13 protein-coding genes and 1 tRNA gene are annotated in these 14,698 nt (G+C 69.8%); 3 read left to right on the top strand and 11 right to left on the bottom strand.

Annotation, left to right across the window (positions count from 1 at the left end; translation table 11 throughout):
• Nucleotides 1–67: 67 nt before the first annotated feature.
• From QMK24_RS12750 to QMK24_RS12740, 3 genes are all read right to left on the bottom strand, one after another.
• The gene (locus tag QMK24_RS12750) at nt 68–2,332 is read right to left on the bottom strand and encodes an MMPL family transporter (RefSeq protein ID WP_283465742.1); all 2,265 of its coding nucleotides are present in this window, start codon (nt 2,330–2,332) and stop codon (nt 68–70) included.
• Between the two features lie 147 nt (nt 2,333–2,479).
• On the bottom strand, nt 2,480–3,076 hold the full coding sequence (locus tag QMK24_RS12745; RefSeq protein ID WP_283465741.1) for a TetR/AcrR family transcriptional regulator: 597 nt from the start codon (nt 3,074–3,076) through the stop codon (nt 2,480–2,482).
• 188 nt (nt 3,077–3,264) lie between these two features.
• Entirely contained in the window at nt 3,265–3,960 is a 696-nt protein-coding gene (locus tag QMK24_RS12740; RefSeq protein WP_283465740.1) for an alpha/beta fold hydrolase, read from the bottom strand.
• Between the two features lie 160 nt (nt 3,961–4,120).
• Here QMK24_RS12740 and QMK24_RS12735 point away from each other — a divergent pair, with 160 nt between their 5' ends.
• Together QMK24_RS12735 and QMK24_RS12730 are read left to right on the top strand one after the other, a co-directional pair.
• Entirely contained in the window at nt 4,121–5,155 is a 1,035-nt protein-coding gene (locus QMK24_RS12735) for a LacI family DNA-binding transcriptional regulator (protein WP_283465739.1), read from the top strand.
• A 115-nt stretch (nt 5,156–5,270) separates the two neighbouring features.
• Nucleotides 5,271–5,750, top strand: coding sequence for a hypothetical protein (locus QMK24_RS12730; protein WP_283465737.1), 480 nt, complete (start codon nt 5,271–5,273; stop codon nt 5,748–5,750).
• Nucleotides 5,751–5,984: 234 nt separating this feature from the next.
• On the opposite strand, the gene QMK24_RS12725 is transcribed toward QMK24_RS12730, so the two are convergent.
• The 7 genes from QMK24_RS12725 to galU form a co-directional block, all read right to left on the bottom strand.
• A tRNA-Ala gene (locus tag QMK24_RS12725) sits at nt 5,985–6,058 on the bottom strand.
• Between the two features lie 71 nt (nt 6,059–6,129).
• Nucleotides 6,130–7,125 (bottom strand): divisome protein SepX/GlpR, encoded by a 996-nt coding sequence (sepX, locus tag QMK24_RS12720; RefSeq protein WP_283465735.1) that lies wholly within the window; start codon nt 7,123–7,125, stop codon nt 6,130–6,132.
• A gap of 117 nt (nt 7,126–7,242) precedes the next feature.
• Nucleotides 7,243–7,860: a GNAT family N-acetyltransferase gene (locus tag QMK24_RS12715; protein WP_283465766.1), complete on the bottom strand. Its 618-nt coding sequence runs from the start codon at nt 7,858–7,860 to the stop codon at nt 7,243–7,245.
• The gene (locus QMK24_RS12710) at nt 7,857–8,363 is read right to left on the bottom strand and encodes a MogA/MoaB family molybdenum cofactor biosynthesis protein (protein WP_283465734.1); all 507 of its coding nucleotides are present in this window, start codon (nt 8,361–8,363) and stop codon (nt 7,857–7,859) included. The genes QMK24_RS12715 and QMK24_RS12710 overlap by 4 nt, the downstream gene beginning before the upstream one ends.
• Nucleotides 8,360–8,842, bottom strand: coding sequence for a cyclic pyranopterin monophosphate synthase MoaC (moaC, locus tag QMK24_RS12705; RefSeq protein ID WP_283465733.1), 483 nt, complete (start codon nt 8,840–8,842; stop codon nt 8,360–8,362). Before moaC ends, QMK24_RS12710 begins: the two co-directional genes overlap by 4 nt.
• A gap of 162 nt (nt 8,843–9,004) precedes the next feature.
• Complete coding sequence (glp, locus tag QMK24_RS12700; RefSeq protein ID WP_502962576.1) at nt 9,005–10,297, bottom strand: molybdotransferase-like divisome protein Glp; 1,293 nt, start codon at nt 10,295–10,297, stop codon at nt 9,005–9,007.
• Nucleotides 10,294–11,202, bottom strand: coding sequence for a UTP--glucose-1-phosphate uridylyltransferase GalU (galU, locus tag QMK24_RS12695; RefSeq protein ID WP_283465730.1), 909 nt, complete (start codon nt 11,200–11,202; stop codon nt 10,294–10,296). Before galU ends, glp begins: the two co-directional genes overlap by 4 nt.
• A gap of 81 nt (nt 11,203–11,283) precedes the next feature.
• Here galU and QMK24_RS12690 point away from each other — a divergent pair, with 81 nt between their 5' ends.
• Entirely contained in the window at nt 11,284–11,877 is a 594-nt protein-coding gene (locus tag QMK24_RS12690; protein WP_283465728.1) for a 5-formyltetrahydrofolate cyclo-ligase, read from the top strand.
• Between the two features lie 39 nt (nt 11,878–11,916).
• Here the strand turns inward: QMK24_RS12690 and QMK24_RS12685 are convergent, their stop codons facing one another.
• On the bottom strand, nt 11,917–14,619 hold the full coding sequence (locus QMK24_RS12685; RefSeq protein WP_283465727.1) for a penicillin acylase family protein: 2,703 nt from the start codon (nt 14,617–14,619) through the stop codon (nt 11,917–11,919).
• Between the last annotated feature and the right edge of the window lie 79 nt (nt 14,620–14,698).

Raw genomic sequence — 14,698 nt, 5'->3', positions numbered from 1 at the left:
CACGGGGAGGGCGCGTCATGGGGCCGTCGTCAATCCGCCGACCGGCGGCCCCAGCTGGTGTGCCGCGTCAGACGCGGCTCGGCTCCTGCGCCCGGTCGGGCACGGCATCCGTGGCCTGCGCGGCCAGGTTCTTCTGGAGCTGTTCGCCTTCGACGTCGACATTCGGCAGCGCCCTGTCGAGCCAGCGCGGCAGCCACCAGGCGGCCTTGCCGAGCAGCGCGAGGACCGCCGGGACGACGGCCATGCGCACCACGAACGCGTCGAAGGCGACAGCGATCGCTAGGCCGAAGCCCATCATCTTGATCATTGACTCCGACGAGCCGATGAAGCCGGCGAAGACGCTGATCATGATGACGGCGGCGGCCGCGACCACCCGGGCTCCGTGGGTGAAGCCGGTGACGATCGCTTGGCCGGGCCGCTCGCCGTGCACATACGCCTCACGCATCCGCGTGACGAGGAAGACCTCGTAGTCCATCGCGAGACCGAACACCACACCGATCATGAAGATCGGCATCATGCTCATGATCGGCCCGGTCTGTTCGACACCGATCAGGCTCGCGAACCAGCCCCACTGGAAGACCGCGACGACCGCGCCGAGTGCCGCGACGACCGACAGCAGGAAGCCGAGAGCCGCCTTGAGCGGTACCAGCACCGAGCGGAAGACCACCATCAGCAGCAGGAACGCCAGGCCGACGACAAGCGCCAGATACGGCAGCAGCGCGTCGTTCAGCTTCTGCGACACGTCGATGTTCATGGCCGTCGTGCCGGTCACCAGCGTCACGGCGCCCGTGTCGGACTTCAGACCGGCCGCCTTGTCGCGGATCGAGTGGACGAGGTTCTCGGTCTCGATACCGCTGGGCTTGGACTTCGGGACGACCGTCAGCATCGCGGTGTTGCCGGCCTTGTTGAACGCGGGCGCGGTGACCTTCTCGACATCGTCCAGACCGGTGATGGTCTTGGAGATCTTGTCGAGGGCCGCCTTCGGGTCGTCGCTGTGCGCCGCGTCCACGGCGATCATCAGCGGGCCGTTGAAGCCGGGGCCGAAGCCGTTGGACAGCAGGTCGTACGCCTTGCGCTGGGTGGTGCTGACCGGCTGCGAGCCGTCGTCGGGCAGGCCGAGTTGCAGGCTGGCCGCCGGAATGGCGATCGCGCCCAGGCCGAGCACGCCCACCACGAGCACCCAGATCGGGCGGCGCAGAACGAACCGGGCCCAGCGGGTGCCCATGTTGGGCTTCTTCGCGGCAGCGGCAGCGGCAGCGGAGGTGGAGGAGGAGGAGGAGGCGGACGCGTCACTCCCGTCCCCCTTGAGACCCCCGCGCGTCTTGCGGCCGAAGGCCCGGTACTTGGCGAAGCCGAGCATCGCCGGGATCAGGGTGAGCGCGATGAGGACGGCGATGGCGACCGTACCGGCCGCCGCGAGGCCCATCTTGGTGAGCATCGGGATGTTGACGACGGCGAGTCCGGCGAGCGCGATCAGCACCGTCAGTCCCGCGAAGACCACCGCGGATCCGGCGGTTCCCACCGCCCGTCCGGCCGCGTCCTCCGGTTCTCGGCCCTCGGTCAGTTCATGCCGGAAGCGCGAGACGATGAAGAGCGCGTAGTCGATGCCGACCGCGAGACCGATCATCATCGCGAGGGTGGACGTGGAGCTGCCCAGGTCCAGTACGTTCGCGAGCGCGGTGATCGACGAGACGCCGATGCCCACACCGATGAGGGCGGTCAGCAGCGGCAGCCCGGCCGCGACCAGCGACCCGAAGGTGACGAGCAGCACGACCGCGGAGATGCCGATACCGATGACCTCGGTGGCCCCGGTCGTGGGCATGGCCTGCAGCGCGTCACCACCGATCTCGACGGTGAGCCCGGCGTCACGGCCGTGCTGCGCGGCGTCCTTGAGTGCCGCACGGTCCGGGTCGGTCAACTCCATGGAGGTGACCTTGTACTTCACGGACGCGTAGGCGGTGCTGCCGTCCTTGCTGACGGCCTTGGCCTCGAACGGATCGGCGACGGAACTCACCTGCGCGCCGGTCTTCAGCTCGGCGACGACCTTCTGCGCGGCGGCTTTCTGCGCGCCGACGTCCACCTTCGCCCCGCCGGGAGCCGTGAACACCACCCGCGCGGAGGCACCGTTGGCGTTGGCGTCCGGGAAGCGCTGCTCCATCAGGTCGAAGGCCTTCTGCGCCTCCGTGCCCGGTATCGAGAAGCTGCTCGAGGTTGAGGTGGACGCGGAGGCGGCGCCGACTCCGGCGAGTGCGAGAAGTGCCACCCATACGAGGGCGACATACCGGCGTCGCCTGAAGGCGAACCGGCCGAGTTTGTACAGGAAAGTAGCCACGAGTCGCGGCGCTCCCGTCAGGTCGAGGGAAAGAGGGCGTACGGTGCCGGCCCGACGACGAGAGCGGCGTGTCAGGTGGGGCCTTGTTCGGGTGGGTTTTGGTGAAGTGGGACCTAGTTCACGTGTGTGGTCAGGAGGGCGGGCGGATCAGGTCAGACGCAGGGCGGGGAGTACCACCGCGTCGATATAACGGAGGACGAATTCGGGATCCGGTTCGGCTCCCTCGATCAGCGGCCGCCCCATCGCGGCGCCGATCAGCATGTGCGGGACGAATTCCCTCGCGGGGATGTCAGCCGCCAACTCACCGCGTTCCACGGCACGTTGCAACATGCCGTCGAAGGCGGCCATTTCCGGTTCGATGAGCAGTTGCCGCAGCGCCTGGAACAGGTCCGGATTCTGGTGCGCGGCCAGCCCGAGCGCCCGCATCAGTTCGTTGTCCCGTTTCGCGTCGCCGGCTTCGTCGTGGCACCGCACCAGTTCGCGCAGATCACCCCGGACCGATCCGGTGTCGATGTCCTCGATCCGCACCGGCTTGGTGTGCCGCAACGCTGTGGCCACCAGTTCGGGCTTGCCCTTCCACTGCCGGTAGAGCGTCGCCTTGCTGGAGCGGGTGCGCTGGGCGATCGCGTCCATGGTGAGCGCCTCGTATCCCACCTCCCGCAGCAGCTCGACCACGGCGGCGTAGAGCTCCTGCTCGCGTTCGGGGGTGAGCCGTGTGCGGCGTGCCGGGGCATCGGTCGACATCCTCGGCCTCCCATCCAAACGAAACGGTTTCGTACAGCTGACACCTAGAGAGTAGAACACCACCTATCGAAACGTACCCGTTTCGATAGGTGGTGTGCGTCACGTGGGCGTCACGCTGCCGCGCCGGCAGGATCCTGCCCGGATCGCGCTGCCCGGATTGCTGCTCGGGCCGCTGCTCGGGCCGCCGCTCAGATCCAGCCGTCCAGCGAACGGAGGAATCCGTCGAAGTCGTCGCGGTGGATGGTGTGGCTCGCGCCCATCACCGTCCGGATGCCGAAGCCGCGCTCGCTGAGCAGGCCCGCGTCGGCCGGGCCGATCAGGAAGCTGTTCTCCGCGAGCTGCACGAGCGACGGAACCGCGGGCTTCTCCGGCAGGTAGCCGGTCAGCGGACCGCCGCCCAGGAACGCGGCCGTGCCGGTGTCCCACAGCGCCAGCGTGGCGAGCTCCACCTCCACGTCCGCCGCTTCCCAGCGCGGATTCATGGCCGTTATCTGCTCCCGCGTGGCCTGCGCGAACTGGACGAAGAGCGCCGGGTCGACCCGCTGCGACGGGTCCGCCGAGGCCCAGGCCGGGTCGGAGTAGACGGCCCGCCCGGGAGCGAGGCGCTCGACGGCGAGCGACAGGGCCAGCCCGCCCAGCGAATGCCCGATGGCCAGCTCCGCACCGTCCGGCAGCGTATCGACGAGGTCCTCGGCGAAGAGCTCCGGGCTGTACTCGCCACGGGGGCTCTCCCCGTGACCGCGCAGGTCGACGGCGATGACCCGGTAGCCCTTGTCCGCGAGCGCGGGACCGACCCGGCGCCAGGTGCGGTGGTCGGACATGATGCCGTGGACCAGGAGCGCGGTCCGGTCGCCGGTGCCCCACTCGCGGGTGTTGAGCTGCATGTGGTGATGCCTTCCTGGTTTCTTCTGGTTTCTTCTGGTTTCTTCTGGGCGAGCCCCTGGGGGATATCGTTACACCTGTCAGTTGACACGTGTAATCACATCCTTAGCATCCACCCCGCCCTCTCGGCCAGACCCGATCTCTGAAAAGATGCCGATCGGAATGACACAGCCAACCGAGCCCACGAGCCCCCCGGCGCAGCCGACCAGCACCGATGTCGCGCGCCTCGCCGGTGTGTCCCGCGCCACCGTCTCGTATGTCCTGAACGCCCAGGCCGCCGGCCGCGTCAGCACGCGGACCCAGGACCGGGTGCGCGCCGCCGCCGAACAGCTCGGCTACGTCCCGCACGCCGCCGCCCGCACCCTGCGGGCCGGGCACTCCGGCCTCGTACTGCTCACCACCCCGACCGGCCCCATCCCCCGCATCGGCCCGCTCTTCGCCGACTTCCTGATGGAGCTGCAGGGCGCCCTGCACCACCTCGGCTACACCAGCGTCTGGCACGGTCCCGTCGCGGGCGCCGGGGAGCAGGCCGCCCGCGCCTGGGCGGAACTGCGCCCGGCCGCCGTCCTCGCCCTGCCCGGCACCGGCCTCACCCCGACCGCCGTCGAGCTGCTCAAGCGCTCCGGCACCCGCGCCGTCCTCACCCTCGGCATGGAGCCGGTCGCCGGCGCCCACGCCCTCCTCCTGGACCAGCGGATGATCGGCGCCCGCGCCGGCACCCACCTGCTGGAGCGCGGCCGCCGCCGGATCGGCGTCATCATGCCGACCGAATCAGGACTCGATCTCTTCAGCGTTCCCCGCCTCGCCGGTATCCGCGAGGCCGCCGCCACCGGGACCGGCACCCACGTCGAGCCCCTCCCCCTCGACTGCACCGAGGAATCCGCCGCCGAACTCGCCGCCCGCTGGCCCCGGCTCGGCCTCGACGCCCTCTTCGCCTACAACGACGAGTACGCGATGCTCGTGATGCGCGCCTTCCAGGACGCCGGCCTCGCCATCCCCGGCGATCTCGCCGTCGTGGGCGCCGACAACCTCCTCCTGGCCCGGCTGCTGCGTCCCCGCCTCACCAGCGTCCACTTCGACATCATCCCCGTCGCCCGCATCGTCGGCCTGGTCGACCGGGCCATCCGCGAGCCGGAAACCGCCCCCGCGACCCACCAGTTGACCCGCGTCATGGTCGCCGCCCGCGACTCCGGCTGACGCGACCGCCGCAAGGCCGCCCTGTCCATCACAGCGCGCCGGTGAGGTCCCACGCGCAGGCAGTCCCTCGTCGGGGGGATGGCAGCCCCATAACTTTCGAAGTACTTTCAAAGTCATGAGCACCGAGAACGCCGCCGTGAACTTCTCCGAGCTGGTGAACAAGAACAAGCAGACGCTCGCCCGGCTCAAGAAGTCGCCGCGATTGCTCCTGCACCGCAGAGACGGCGAGGACCTCGTCCTCACCACCGCGGCACGGGCCGAGCAGGATCAGACCGTGGTGTCGGCCGCAACGCGCATGCTCACTGCGCTCGCACAGCGCGAACCCGGCAACATGGAGTTGCTCCTCGACATACTGCCGGACGCGTTTCCATGGGTCCGATTCCTGCCCGAGCCGGATGTGCATGCGTTCGCCGTGGAGCTGGTCGACACCATGCGCGCCGCCGACTCCATCGCCAACACCGCGTCAGTCGCCCAGATGCTCGTCGCGTGGGAGCACACCGCCGAGGTCTACTCCGACCCGGAACTGCTCGCCGCACTCAGCAGGGACCATGACGCGGACTACGGTCCGGCACCAGATCCGAGGGGCGTCGCATGATCGCGGGTCGCGGCGACCGGGCCGCACCTCCGGCGCCGGAGGGCCAGTGGGAAATCCGATTCGCCGACGCGGCCTCGGCCAAGGGCCACCTACGCGGGCACAGGACATCCGAGCACCACCGACCGCTGACGAGCCCGCCGAGTATCTGATGCCCGACACCCCCGAAACGACGAAGTCCCGCCCGATCAAAAGATCGGACGGGACTTCGTCAACCGCTCAAGAGCGGCGCTGCGGTGGACCTGTGGGGATTTGAACCCCAGACCCCCTCGATGCGAACGAGGTGCGCTACCAGACTGCGCCACAGGCCCTTGCAACGAGGAAAACGATAGCACCCTCTCGGGGGTGCTCGTTAACGAGATTCTCGCTGGTCACCCAGTGGTCACTCGTTGGCGGCGCGGGGGCGGTCCGGGTCCGCGTACTGGTCGAACAGGGGGGTGCGGGAGCGATCGCGGGAGCGGCGGGTGGAGGTCGGGCGGGGGAGCTCGCGCTGGGGCTCGGGCTCGGGGGCCGCTGCGGGCGTCGCGCCGGGGGTGGTGCCCGAGCGGGCGGAGCTCCAGGTGCCGGGGGCGGTGAAGTCGATGCCGCCTGGGGTGCGGGGCGCGACGGGCGCGGTGACATAGGTGGGAAGCGGCATGGGGACGGGGTCCCAGCCGTCATCGGGCGCGGCGTGCTGTTCGCGCTGCTGCTGGTCGACCCACTCCGCGTGGTCGGTCTGCTCGACGAGGGCCCGCCGGTCGGCGGTGCGCGGCGAGGTGGCGGGCCCGGGCCCATCGGCGAGGGCCGGCTCGTCGGCCGCCTGGGGGCGCGGCCGGTCGCGCAGCCGTACGGCGGCGTCGGCGGCCCGGCGCTGGTCGATCTTGACCTCGAAGCGGCGGCGCTCCTGGCCGCGCAGATGGCCGATGTAGAGGGTCAGCAGCGCGGCGGGTGCGGCCGGCGCCCACAGGAAGGCGAGGCCGCCCACGGCGGCGACGATCGCGCCGACGGTGAAGGCAAGGAAGAGGAGCGTGGTGGTACGGCGGCGGCGCGCGAGGACCTTGGCCCGGGGGTTGGGCACCGGGGCGGACCGGTGCGCCTTCGGCTGCGGCGGAACGGCCGGCGGCGCGGGCTTGATCTCGGTCGCGGGCACGGCGAGGCCCCGGACGTCCACCAGGTCGACGGCGGATTCCGGTGCGTCGGCGGGCTGATCGGTCTCATCGCGCGCTTTCGCGACGCGGCGCTCCATCCCCGCCCGTCCGGACAGGAGCCGGATGGCGGTGCTGAAGCGTTCCGTCGGACGCGCTTCGTTGAGCTCATCCTGCCTACGGAGCCACATCGGCACCAAGTAGGCAGCCCAGGCCCCGACGATGACTGCGTAGATGAGGCCGCTACTGCTCACGGATTACACGGTAGGCGCCACAGAGACACGCCATACGCAATTCGGCACGGTGTGTCGCACGATCTGGCTGATATGCCGAGATTTTTTTGTGATTGGGTTCATTTTCGAACGTATATTTTATTTCTGTGGTGTTCCCGGCCTGGCCTGCCACCGGTTGAGCAGCCCCTCCGGCACTTCCTCCGCGGTCAACGCGAACACCAAGTGGTCACGCCACGCACCGTCGATGTGGAGATAGCGCGGGCGCAGACCCTCCTCGCGAAATCCGAGTTTCTCCACGACGCGCCGACTGGGGATGTTCTCCGGCCGGATGCACACCTCGACACGGTGCAGCCCGACATGACGGAAGCAGTGGTCGACGGCGAGCGCGACGGAGGTTGGCATGACACCGCGCCCGGCGACCGATTCGTCGACCCAGTAGCCGACATGTGCGGAGCACATCGATCCCCAGGTGATGCCGGCGACGGTGAGCTGCCCGACCAGGCTCCCCCGGTAGTCGATGACGAAGGGCAGCATGCGGCCCGCGTTCGCCTCCGAGCGCAGGTGGCGCACCATCTGACGGTACGTGGGGCGCTGGGCGAAATGGCCGGGCGGGGCGGGCGGCACGGTGGCCTCCCACGGGCGCAGCCAGTCGCGGTTGCGGCGGTTGACCTCACGCCAGGCGCGCTGGTCGCGCATTCTGATCGGGCGGAGGGTGATGTCACCGTCCACCAGCTCGGCCGGCCAGGACGCGTTCAGCTCGCCCCTCTTTTCTGGCTGGGGGGTGCGGATTGCGGGTGGTCGCCGCCGCGGATCTGGTCGACGGCGTGAACGAGGAGCGGGGCGAGCACCTCCAGGCCGTCCTTGACGCCACCGGTCGAGCCCGGAAGGTTCACCACCAGAGTGGTACCCGCCACGCCCGCGATGCCACGCGAGAGCACCGCGGTGGGGACCTTCTCGCGCCCGGCGGCACGGATCGCCTCAGCGATGCCGGGGATCTCGTAGTCCAGCACCTCGCGGGTGACCTCCGGGGTGCGGTCGGTGGGCGAGATGCCGGTGCCGCCGGTGGTCACGACGACGTCGTAGGAGGCCGCCACGGCCTCGCGCAGGGCCTGCCGGACGGGTTCCCCGTCGGGCACGACCCGCGGCCCGTCGGTCTCGAAGCCGAGCGCCCGCAGCGCCGCCACGATCAGGGGCCCGCCCCGGTCCTCGTAGACGCCCGCGGCGGCGCGGTTCGAGGCGGTGACCGCCAGCGCTCTCACGGCCGCTGCCAGTCGCCGGACTTGCCGCCGGTCTTCGTCTCGACCCGGACGTCGGTGATGACGGCGGCCTTGTCGACGGCCTTGACCATGTCGATGACGGTGAGGGCCGCGACGGTGACGGCGGTCAGCGCCTCCATCTCGACCCCGGTGCGGTCGGTGGTCCGCACGGTCGCGGAGATCTCGACGGCCTCATCGGTGACGGCGAGGTCGAGCGTCACCCCGGACAGCGCGAGCGGGTGGCAGAGCGGAATCAGGTCGGGGGTCCGCTTGGCGCCCATGATGCCCGCGATGCGCGCAGTGGCGAGGGCGTCCCCCTTGGGAACGCCCTCGCCCCGCAGCAGCTCGATGACGCGCGGGGCGACGAGCACCCGGCCGGTGGCCCGGGCGGTGCGGGCGGTGACGTCCTTGCCGGAGACGTCGACCATCCGGGCCGCACCGGCCTCGTCGATGTGGGTCAGGTGCTCTTGCGCGCTGCTCATCGTTCTCCCGGTCCGGTCCTCTGGGCAGCCACCGTACCGGGAGGGAGACGGAAAGGGGCTCTCAGGGCCTTCCCGGACAGGCGCCGGTGGGTGCTCGGTGGGCGACCGGTGGGCGACCGGGTGAGCGGCGGGTGGGATCCGGACGGGGATCCGGCGCAGGCCCTAGTCGAGGAGGACCACGTCGACCTCCGCACCCTTGTCCACCGAGGTGGTCTCTTCCGGGACCACGATCAGCGCGTTTGCGTGGGCGAGGGCCTTGACCAGGTGCGATCCGGAACCGCCGACGGGCGTCACCGTGCCGTTCGCGTACTTGCCGCGGAGGAACTGGCGCTTGCCCTCGGGGGACGACTCGATCGCCGTGTCGCACACCGCGCGGACGATCTCGCGGTGGACGGCGCCCGCGCCCATGAGGGTGCGGATCGCCGGGCGTACGAACAGCTCGAAGGAGACATACGCGCTGACCGGGTTGCCCGGCAGGGCCAGCAGCGGGATGCGGTCGGGACCGATGCGGCCGAAGCCCTGGGGCTTGCCGGGCTGCATGGCGAGCTTGCGGAAGTCGACGCGGCTCTCGTCGTCCTCGATCAAGGCGAGGGCTTCCTTGACGACGTCGTACGCGCCGACGCTGACTCCGCCGCTGGTGACGATGATGTCGGCCCGGATCAGCTGGTCCTCGATGGTGGCACGCAGTGTCTCGACATCGTCGGCGACGGCCCCCACCCGGTACGCGATGGCCCCCGCGGCGCGGGCGGCGGCGGTCAGCGCGAAGCTGTTGGAGTCATGGATCCGGCCGGGGCTGAGCTCCTCGCCGGGCTGGACGAGTTCGCTGCCGGTCGACATCACCACGACGCGGGGACGCGGCCGGACCCGGACGCTCCCGCGGCCGATGGCGGCGAGCAGCCCGATCTGCGGCGGGCCGAGGATGGTGCCGGCGGCGAGCGCCAGCTCCCCCGCGGCGACATCGCTGCCGCGGGCACGTACGTACTGGCGCGGCTCGACGGGACGGTGGATGCGGACCTCGCCGCTCGCGCCGGCCGGGTCGGAGCTGTGCGACCGCATGGTGGTGGCCGGTCCGCCGCCGGTGCCCGCGTCGGTCCACTCGACGGGGACGACGGCCTCCGCGCCGGGCGGCAGCGGGGCGCCAGTCATGATGCGGGCAGCCTGGCCCGGTCCGACGGTGGGCAGATTGTCGCTGCCCGCCGCGACATCACCGATCACCGTGAGGACGGCCGGGTGGGCGTCGGTGGCGCCGTCCGTGTCCGCGGTGCGCACCGCGTACCCGTCCATCGAGCTGTTGTCGAAGGGCGGGAGCGCCACGGGTACGGTGACGTCCTCGACGAGGACGCAACCCTGGGCATCGAGGAGTTGCAGCTCGATCGACTCCAGCGGGGACAGCTGCCCCAGGATGTTGTCGAGGTGCTCGGAGACGGACCAGACACGGTCAGCCACGGTGCTCAATCTTGCATCTCCTCGGTGACGTACGAACGCAGCCAGGTCCGGAAGTCCGGGCCCAGGTCTTCACGTTCGCACGCGAGTCTGACAATGGCACGCAGATAGTCGCCTCGGTCGCCGGTGTCGTAGCGGCGACCGGTGAAGACGACGCCGTGGACCGGGCCGCCGTCGTCGTCGCGGTGGGACATCTCCCGCAGGGCATCGGTGAGCTGGATCTCCCCGCCGCGGCCGGGCGGGGTCTTCTTGATGGCGTCGAAGACCGCCGGGTCCAGGACGTACCGGCCGATGATCGCGTACGAGGACGGGGCCTCGCCGGCGGCGGGCTTCTCCACCAGATCGGTGACGCGCACGACATCCGCCTCGGCGGTCGGCACGATCGCCGCACAGCCGTAGAGGTGGATCTGGGCGGGGTCGACCTCCATGAGGGCGATGACGCTGCCGCCGAACTGCTCCTGGATGTCGATCATGCGGGAGAGCAGCGGGTCACGCGGGTCGATGAGGTCGTCGCCCAGCAGGACGGCGAAGGACTGGTCGCCCACATGGGGTTCGGCGCACAGCACCGCGTGGCCGAGTCCCTTGGGGTCGCCCTGGCGTACGTAGTGCATGGTGGCCAGGTCGCTGGACTCCCGGACGCGGGCCAGCCGTGATTCGTCGCCCTTGCGGGTGAGGGCCTCTTCGAGCTCGTAGTTGCGGTCGAAGTGGTCTTCGAGGGCACGCTTGTTCCGGCCGGTGATCATCAGGACGTCGGAGAGGTTCGCCGCCCGCGCCTCCTCGACCACGTACTGGATCGCCGGCTTGTCGACGACTGGCAGCATCTCCTTGGGAGTGGCCTTCGTCGCCGGCAGAAAACGGGTGCCGAGACCCGCCGCCGGAATGACAGCCTTCGTGATCCGAGTGCGTGCTTCAGTCATGCCCCGCACCATAACCGCTACGCATGAGGTGAAGATGAAGTTCCGGTTGATAACGACTGATAGGCGGCGGTAGTGCGTGGAATGAGCGACGACCAGGGTACCAAGGCCGAGCTGCGCGCCGAGTTGTTGCGGACCAGGCGCGGACGGACCGCGCAGGACCGCGAGGCGGCGGCCCGCGCACTGGCCCGCCAGGTCGCTGACCTGCCGGAGGTCCGGGCGGCGGGCACGGTCGCGGCCTATGTGTCGATGGGCGGCGAGCCCGGTACCCGCGAGCTGATCGAGGCGCTGCGGACGGCGGGAACCCGTGTGCTGCTGCCCGTACTGATGGCTGATAACGACCTCGACTGGGCGGAGTACGAGGGCCCGGAGGCGCTGGAGCGCACGGACCGGAGGCTGTTCGAGCCGACCGGTGCGCGGCTGGGGGCCGACGCGGTGGTCCAGGCGCGGGTGGTGCTGCTGCCCGGGCTGGCGGTCGACGCGCGCGGGCTGCGGCTGGGACGCGGCGGAGGCTCGTACGACCGGGTGCTGGCGCGCCTCCAGCGGGCGGGCGGCGATCCGTCGCTCATGGTGCTGCTGTACGCGAACGAGGTGGTCGCGCGGGTCCCGAAGGAGCCGCACGACCACCCCGTGCACCTCGCGGTGACCCCCGAGGGGATCCACCGCTTCACCACGTGAGCCGCACCGGCGCTACAGGCGGCTACGACGTAGCCGGCGCTACGGCGTCAGCGCCATCTTGTCGTCCGTTGCCTCGTCCACCTTGGACCTGGAGAAGACCCAGGGCAGCAGATCGCCCTTGGCCCACAGTGCGGTCTGGTCCGAGTAGTGCGCGTTGTACGCGTGCCCCGACGCGCCCGTGAGGTTGATCCAGCGGGACTTGTCGAAGTCGTCGAGGTTGACGATCATGCGCATCGACGGCACCCAGACGACGTCGTAGCCGCCGGCCGCGTTCCAGCCCGTCGCGTTGACCGCCGCCTCGCCGCCGCCGAGCCGCCACGGCCCCCGGTTGAGCAGCCACTTCACCACGCCGGGACCGGCGGTACCCAGCGTCTGGTTCCGGAGTTCCAGCTTGTGCAGCCGGCCCCAGCTCCAGGTGTCGATGTCCTTGCCGAGCTTGGCGGTCAGCTCGTACCGCGCGTCCTGCATAGCCTGCTTGAGAAGCTGGTCGCGGGTGGTGTGCGCCGCCTGGGGCGAGGTGTTGTCGAAGAACGCGGTCGGCGACGTCGTCCACCAGGCGTTGGTCTCGTCCGGAAGGATCTTGCGCACCACCTCGAACCAGCGGTCGCCGCCGTCGGGCTGCGCCTGGTCGGCGGTGCGCTCGCCGCATTCGCGGACCGTCGCGCTCTTGCCGTTGAGATTGTCGACCGGGCCCGACTGGTCGGCGGCCGGGACGAGCAGGCACTGGTCCTCGGGTCGCAGTTCCTTGGGCAGCTTGTTGCCGAAGGCGAGCTTGAGGGTGTTGCGCCAGACGGCGTTGAAATAGGCGGCGGCGGCGGAATCGGCGTCCTGGTTGAAGTCCCAGCCCTCCAGCAGCTGCTGGGCGTTGCGGACGTAGGGGTCCTTGACGTCGACCTTGAGCAGGTAGGGCACCAGCAGCTTGGCCATCTCGCTGCTGCTGTCGGACTGCATGGTCTGCATATCGTCCATGGAGACCTTGCCGCCGTCCTTGATCTTGGACGCGATGAGGTCGTTGATGCGCTGGCTGCGGGCGCCGTAGCCCCAGTCCTTGGTCAGCATCGGGCCGTACTTGCTCTCGTCGATCACGGCCTGGTTGGCGGTGACGATGTAGCCGCGCTTGGGGTTGTACTCCCAGGGCATGGACTTGAACGGGATGGAGCCGGTCCACTGGTAGCGGGAGTCCCAGCCGGGGGCCGGGTAGCGGCCGTCGCCCTTGCCGCGGATGGGGACCTCGCCGGGGGCCTGGTAGCCGATGTTGCCCTGCTTGTCGGCGTAGATCAGGTTCTGCGAGGGGACCGCGAAGTCGGAGGCCGCGGCCTGGAACTGCTTGAAGTCCTGGGCCCTGTTGATCTCGAAGACCGCGTCCATGCTCTTGCCGGGCCTGAGCGCGGTCCACTTCAGCGCGACCGCGTAGCCGCCGCTGCGGTCGGGGGCGGCGTCCTGGACGGGTGCGTGCTCGCCGACCCGGAGCAGCTCGTCACTGCGGTCGGAGATCACCGGGCCGTTGTTGGTGGTGCGGACGACGATCTCGCGGTCGTCACCGCCGGCGACCTTGATGGTCTCCTTGCGCGTGGTGAACGCCACCTGCTTGCCGTCGTACAGATAGCTGCCCGCGGTGACCTTCTCCAGATAGAGGTCGGTCACATCGGCGCCCAGGTTGGTCATGCCCCAGGCGATGTTCTGGTTGTGGCCGATGACGACACCGGGCATCCCGGAGAACGTGTAGCCGGCCACGTCGAACGGGCAGGCCGCGCTGACGGTGCGGCAGTGCAGGCCCATCTGGTACCAGAGGGACGGCATTTGCGGGGCCAGGTGCGGGTCGTTGGCCAGCATCGGTTTGCCGGTGGTCGTGTACGTGCCGGAAACGACCCAGGAGTTGGAGCCGATGCCGTTGCCCGAAGGGCCGAGCAGGTTGGGCATCTTGTCGATGATTTTGGAGAGCCCGGAGAGCTGGCTGTTCAGGGCACTGGCGCCGACGGGCGCGTTGCCCGCGTCGGCCGGCTCGAACTGCTTGGTGACGCTGTTGACCTTGCCGCCGTCGACGATCGGCTGGTGCCGCTGGTACGGATAGCCCGGGTAGAGCTGCTCGATCTGGGCACTGTTGAGGCGGCTGGTCATCAGAGCGCGGTCGATCTCGTCCTTCATGTTGCCGCGCAGGTCCCAGGCCATGGCCTTGAGCCAGGCGACGGAATCGACCGGGGTCCACTTCTCGGGCGTGTAGTCGTTGGAGAACGACAGGGCCGCGTACTCGACGGACAAACCCGCGCCGCTGTGGTCCTTCAGGTACGCGTTCACACCGTCGGAGTACGCCTGCAGATACGACTTGGTGGCCGGGTCGAGCTTGGTGTCGTACTCCTGCTGCGCGACATCGCGCCAGCCGAGGGTGCGCAGGAAGGCGTCGGTCTCGACCTGGCCGGAGCCGAACATCTCCGAGAGCCGGCCGGCGGTGAGATGACGGCGTACGTCCATCTCGTAGAACCGATCCTGCGCCTGGACGAAGCCCTGGGCCCGGAAGAGGTCCTCGGAAGTGCTCGCGTAGATCTGCGGGATGCCCTTGCCATCGCGCTCGACATCGACCGGTGCGGCCAGCCCCTTGAGTTTCAGTGAACCGGTGGTCTCGGGGAACGAGGCGCGCACGGTGCTGACGCTCCAGTACGACCCGTATCCGATGCCCCCCACCAGCAGGACCACGAACGCGATCACAAAGAGGCGAAGGCGGCGGGATTTCTTCTTGGCGGGCATCTCTGTCCTTCGAGGGGCAGGGTGGACCGGGTGCTCTTGGTGCTGGAGCAACCATAGGCGCAGCGCTCGGGGCACCCCT

Source organism: Streptomyces sp. PH10-H1, assembly GCF_030063355.1.
Lineage (GTDB): Bacteria > Actinomycetota > Actinomycetes > Streptomycetales > Streptomycetaceae > Actinacidiphila.
This window is presented reverse-complemented; position numbering and strand designations above follow the sequence as displayed.

Coding starts and splice junctions, on each gene's coding strand:
- moaC (WP_283465733.1), bottom strand. CDS start 8,842: ATGAGCAGCGCGCAAGAGCACCTGACCCACATCGACGAGGCCGGTGCG.
- QMK24_RS12735 (WP_283465739.1), top strand. CDS start 4,121: ATGACACAGCCAACCGAGCCCACGAGCCCCCCGGCGCAGCCGACCAGC.
- QMK24_RS12690 (WP_283465728.1), top strand. CDS start 11,284: ATGAGCGACGACCAGGGTACCAAGGCCGAGCTGCGCGCCGAGTTGTTG.
- QMK24_RS12730 (WP_283465737.1), top strand. CDS start 5,271: ATGAGCACCGAGAACGCCGCCGTGAACTTCTCCGAGCTGGTGAACAAG.
- QMK24_RS12685 (WP_283465727.1), bottom strand. CDS start 14,619: ATGCCCGCCAAGAAGAAATCCCGCCGCCTTCGCCTCTTTGTGATCGCG.
- galU (WP_283465730.1), bottom strand. CDS start 11,202: ATGACTGAAGCACGCACTCGGATCACGAAGGCTGTCATTCCGGCGGCG.
- QMK24_RS12740 (WP_283465740.1), bottom strand. CDS start 3,960: ATGCAGCTCAACACCCGCGAGTGGGGCACCGGCGACCGGACCGCGCTC.
- QMK24_RS12745 (WP_283465741.1), bottom strand. CDS start 3,076: ATGTCGACCGATGCCCCGGCACGCCGCACACGGCTCACCCCCGAACGC.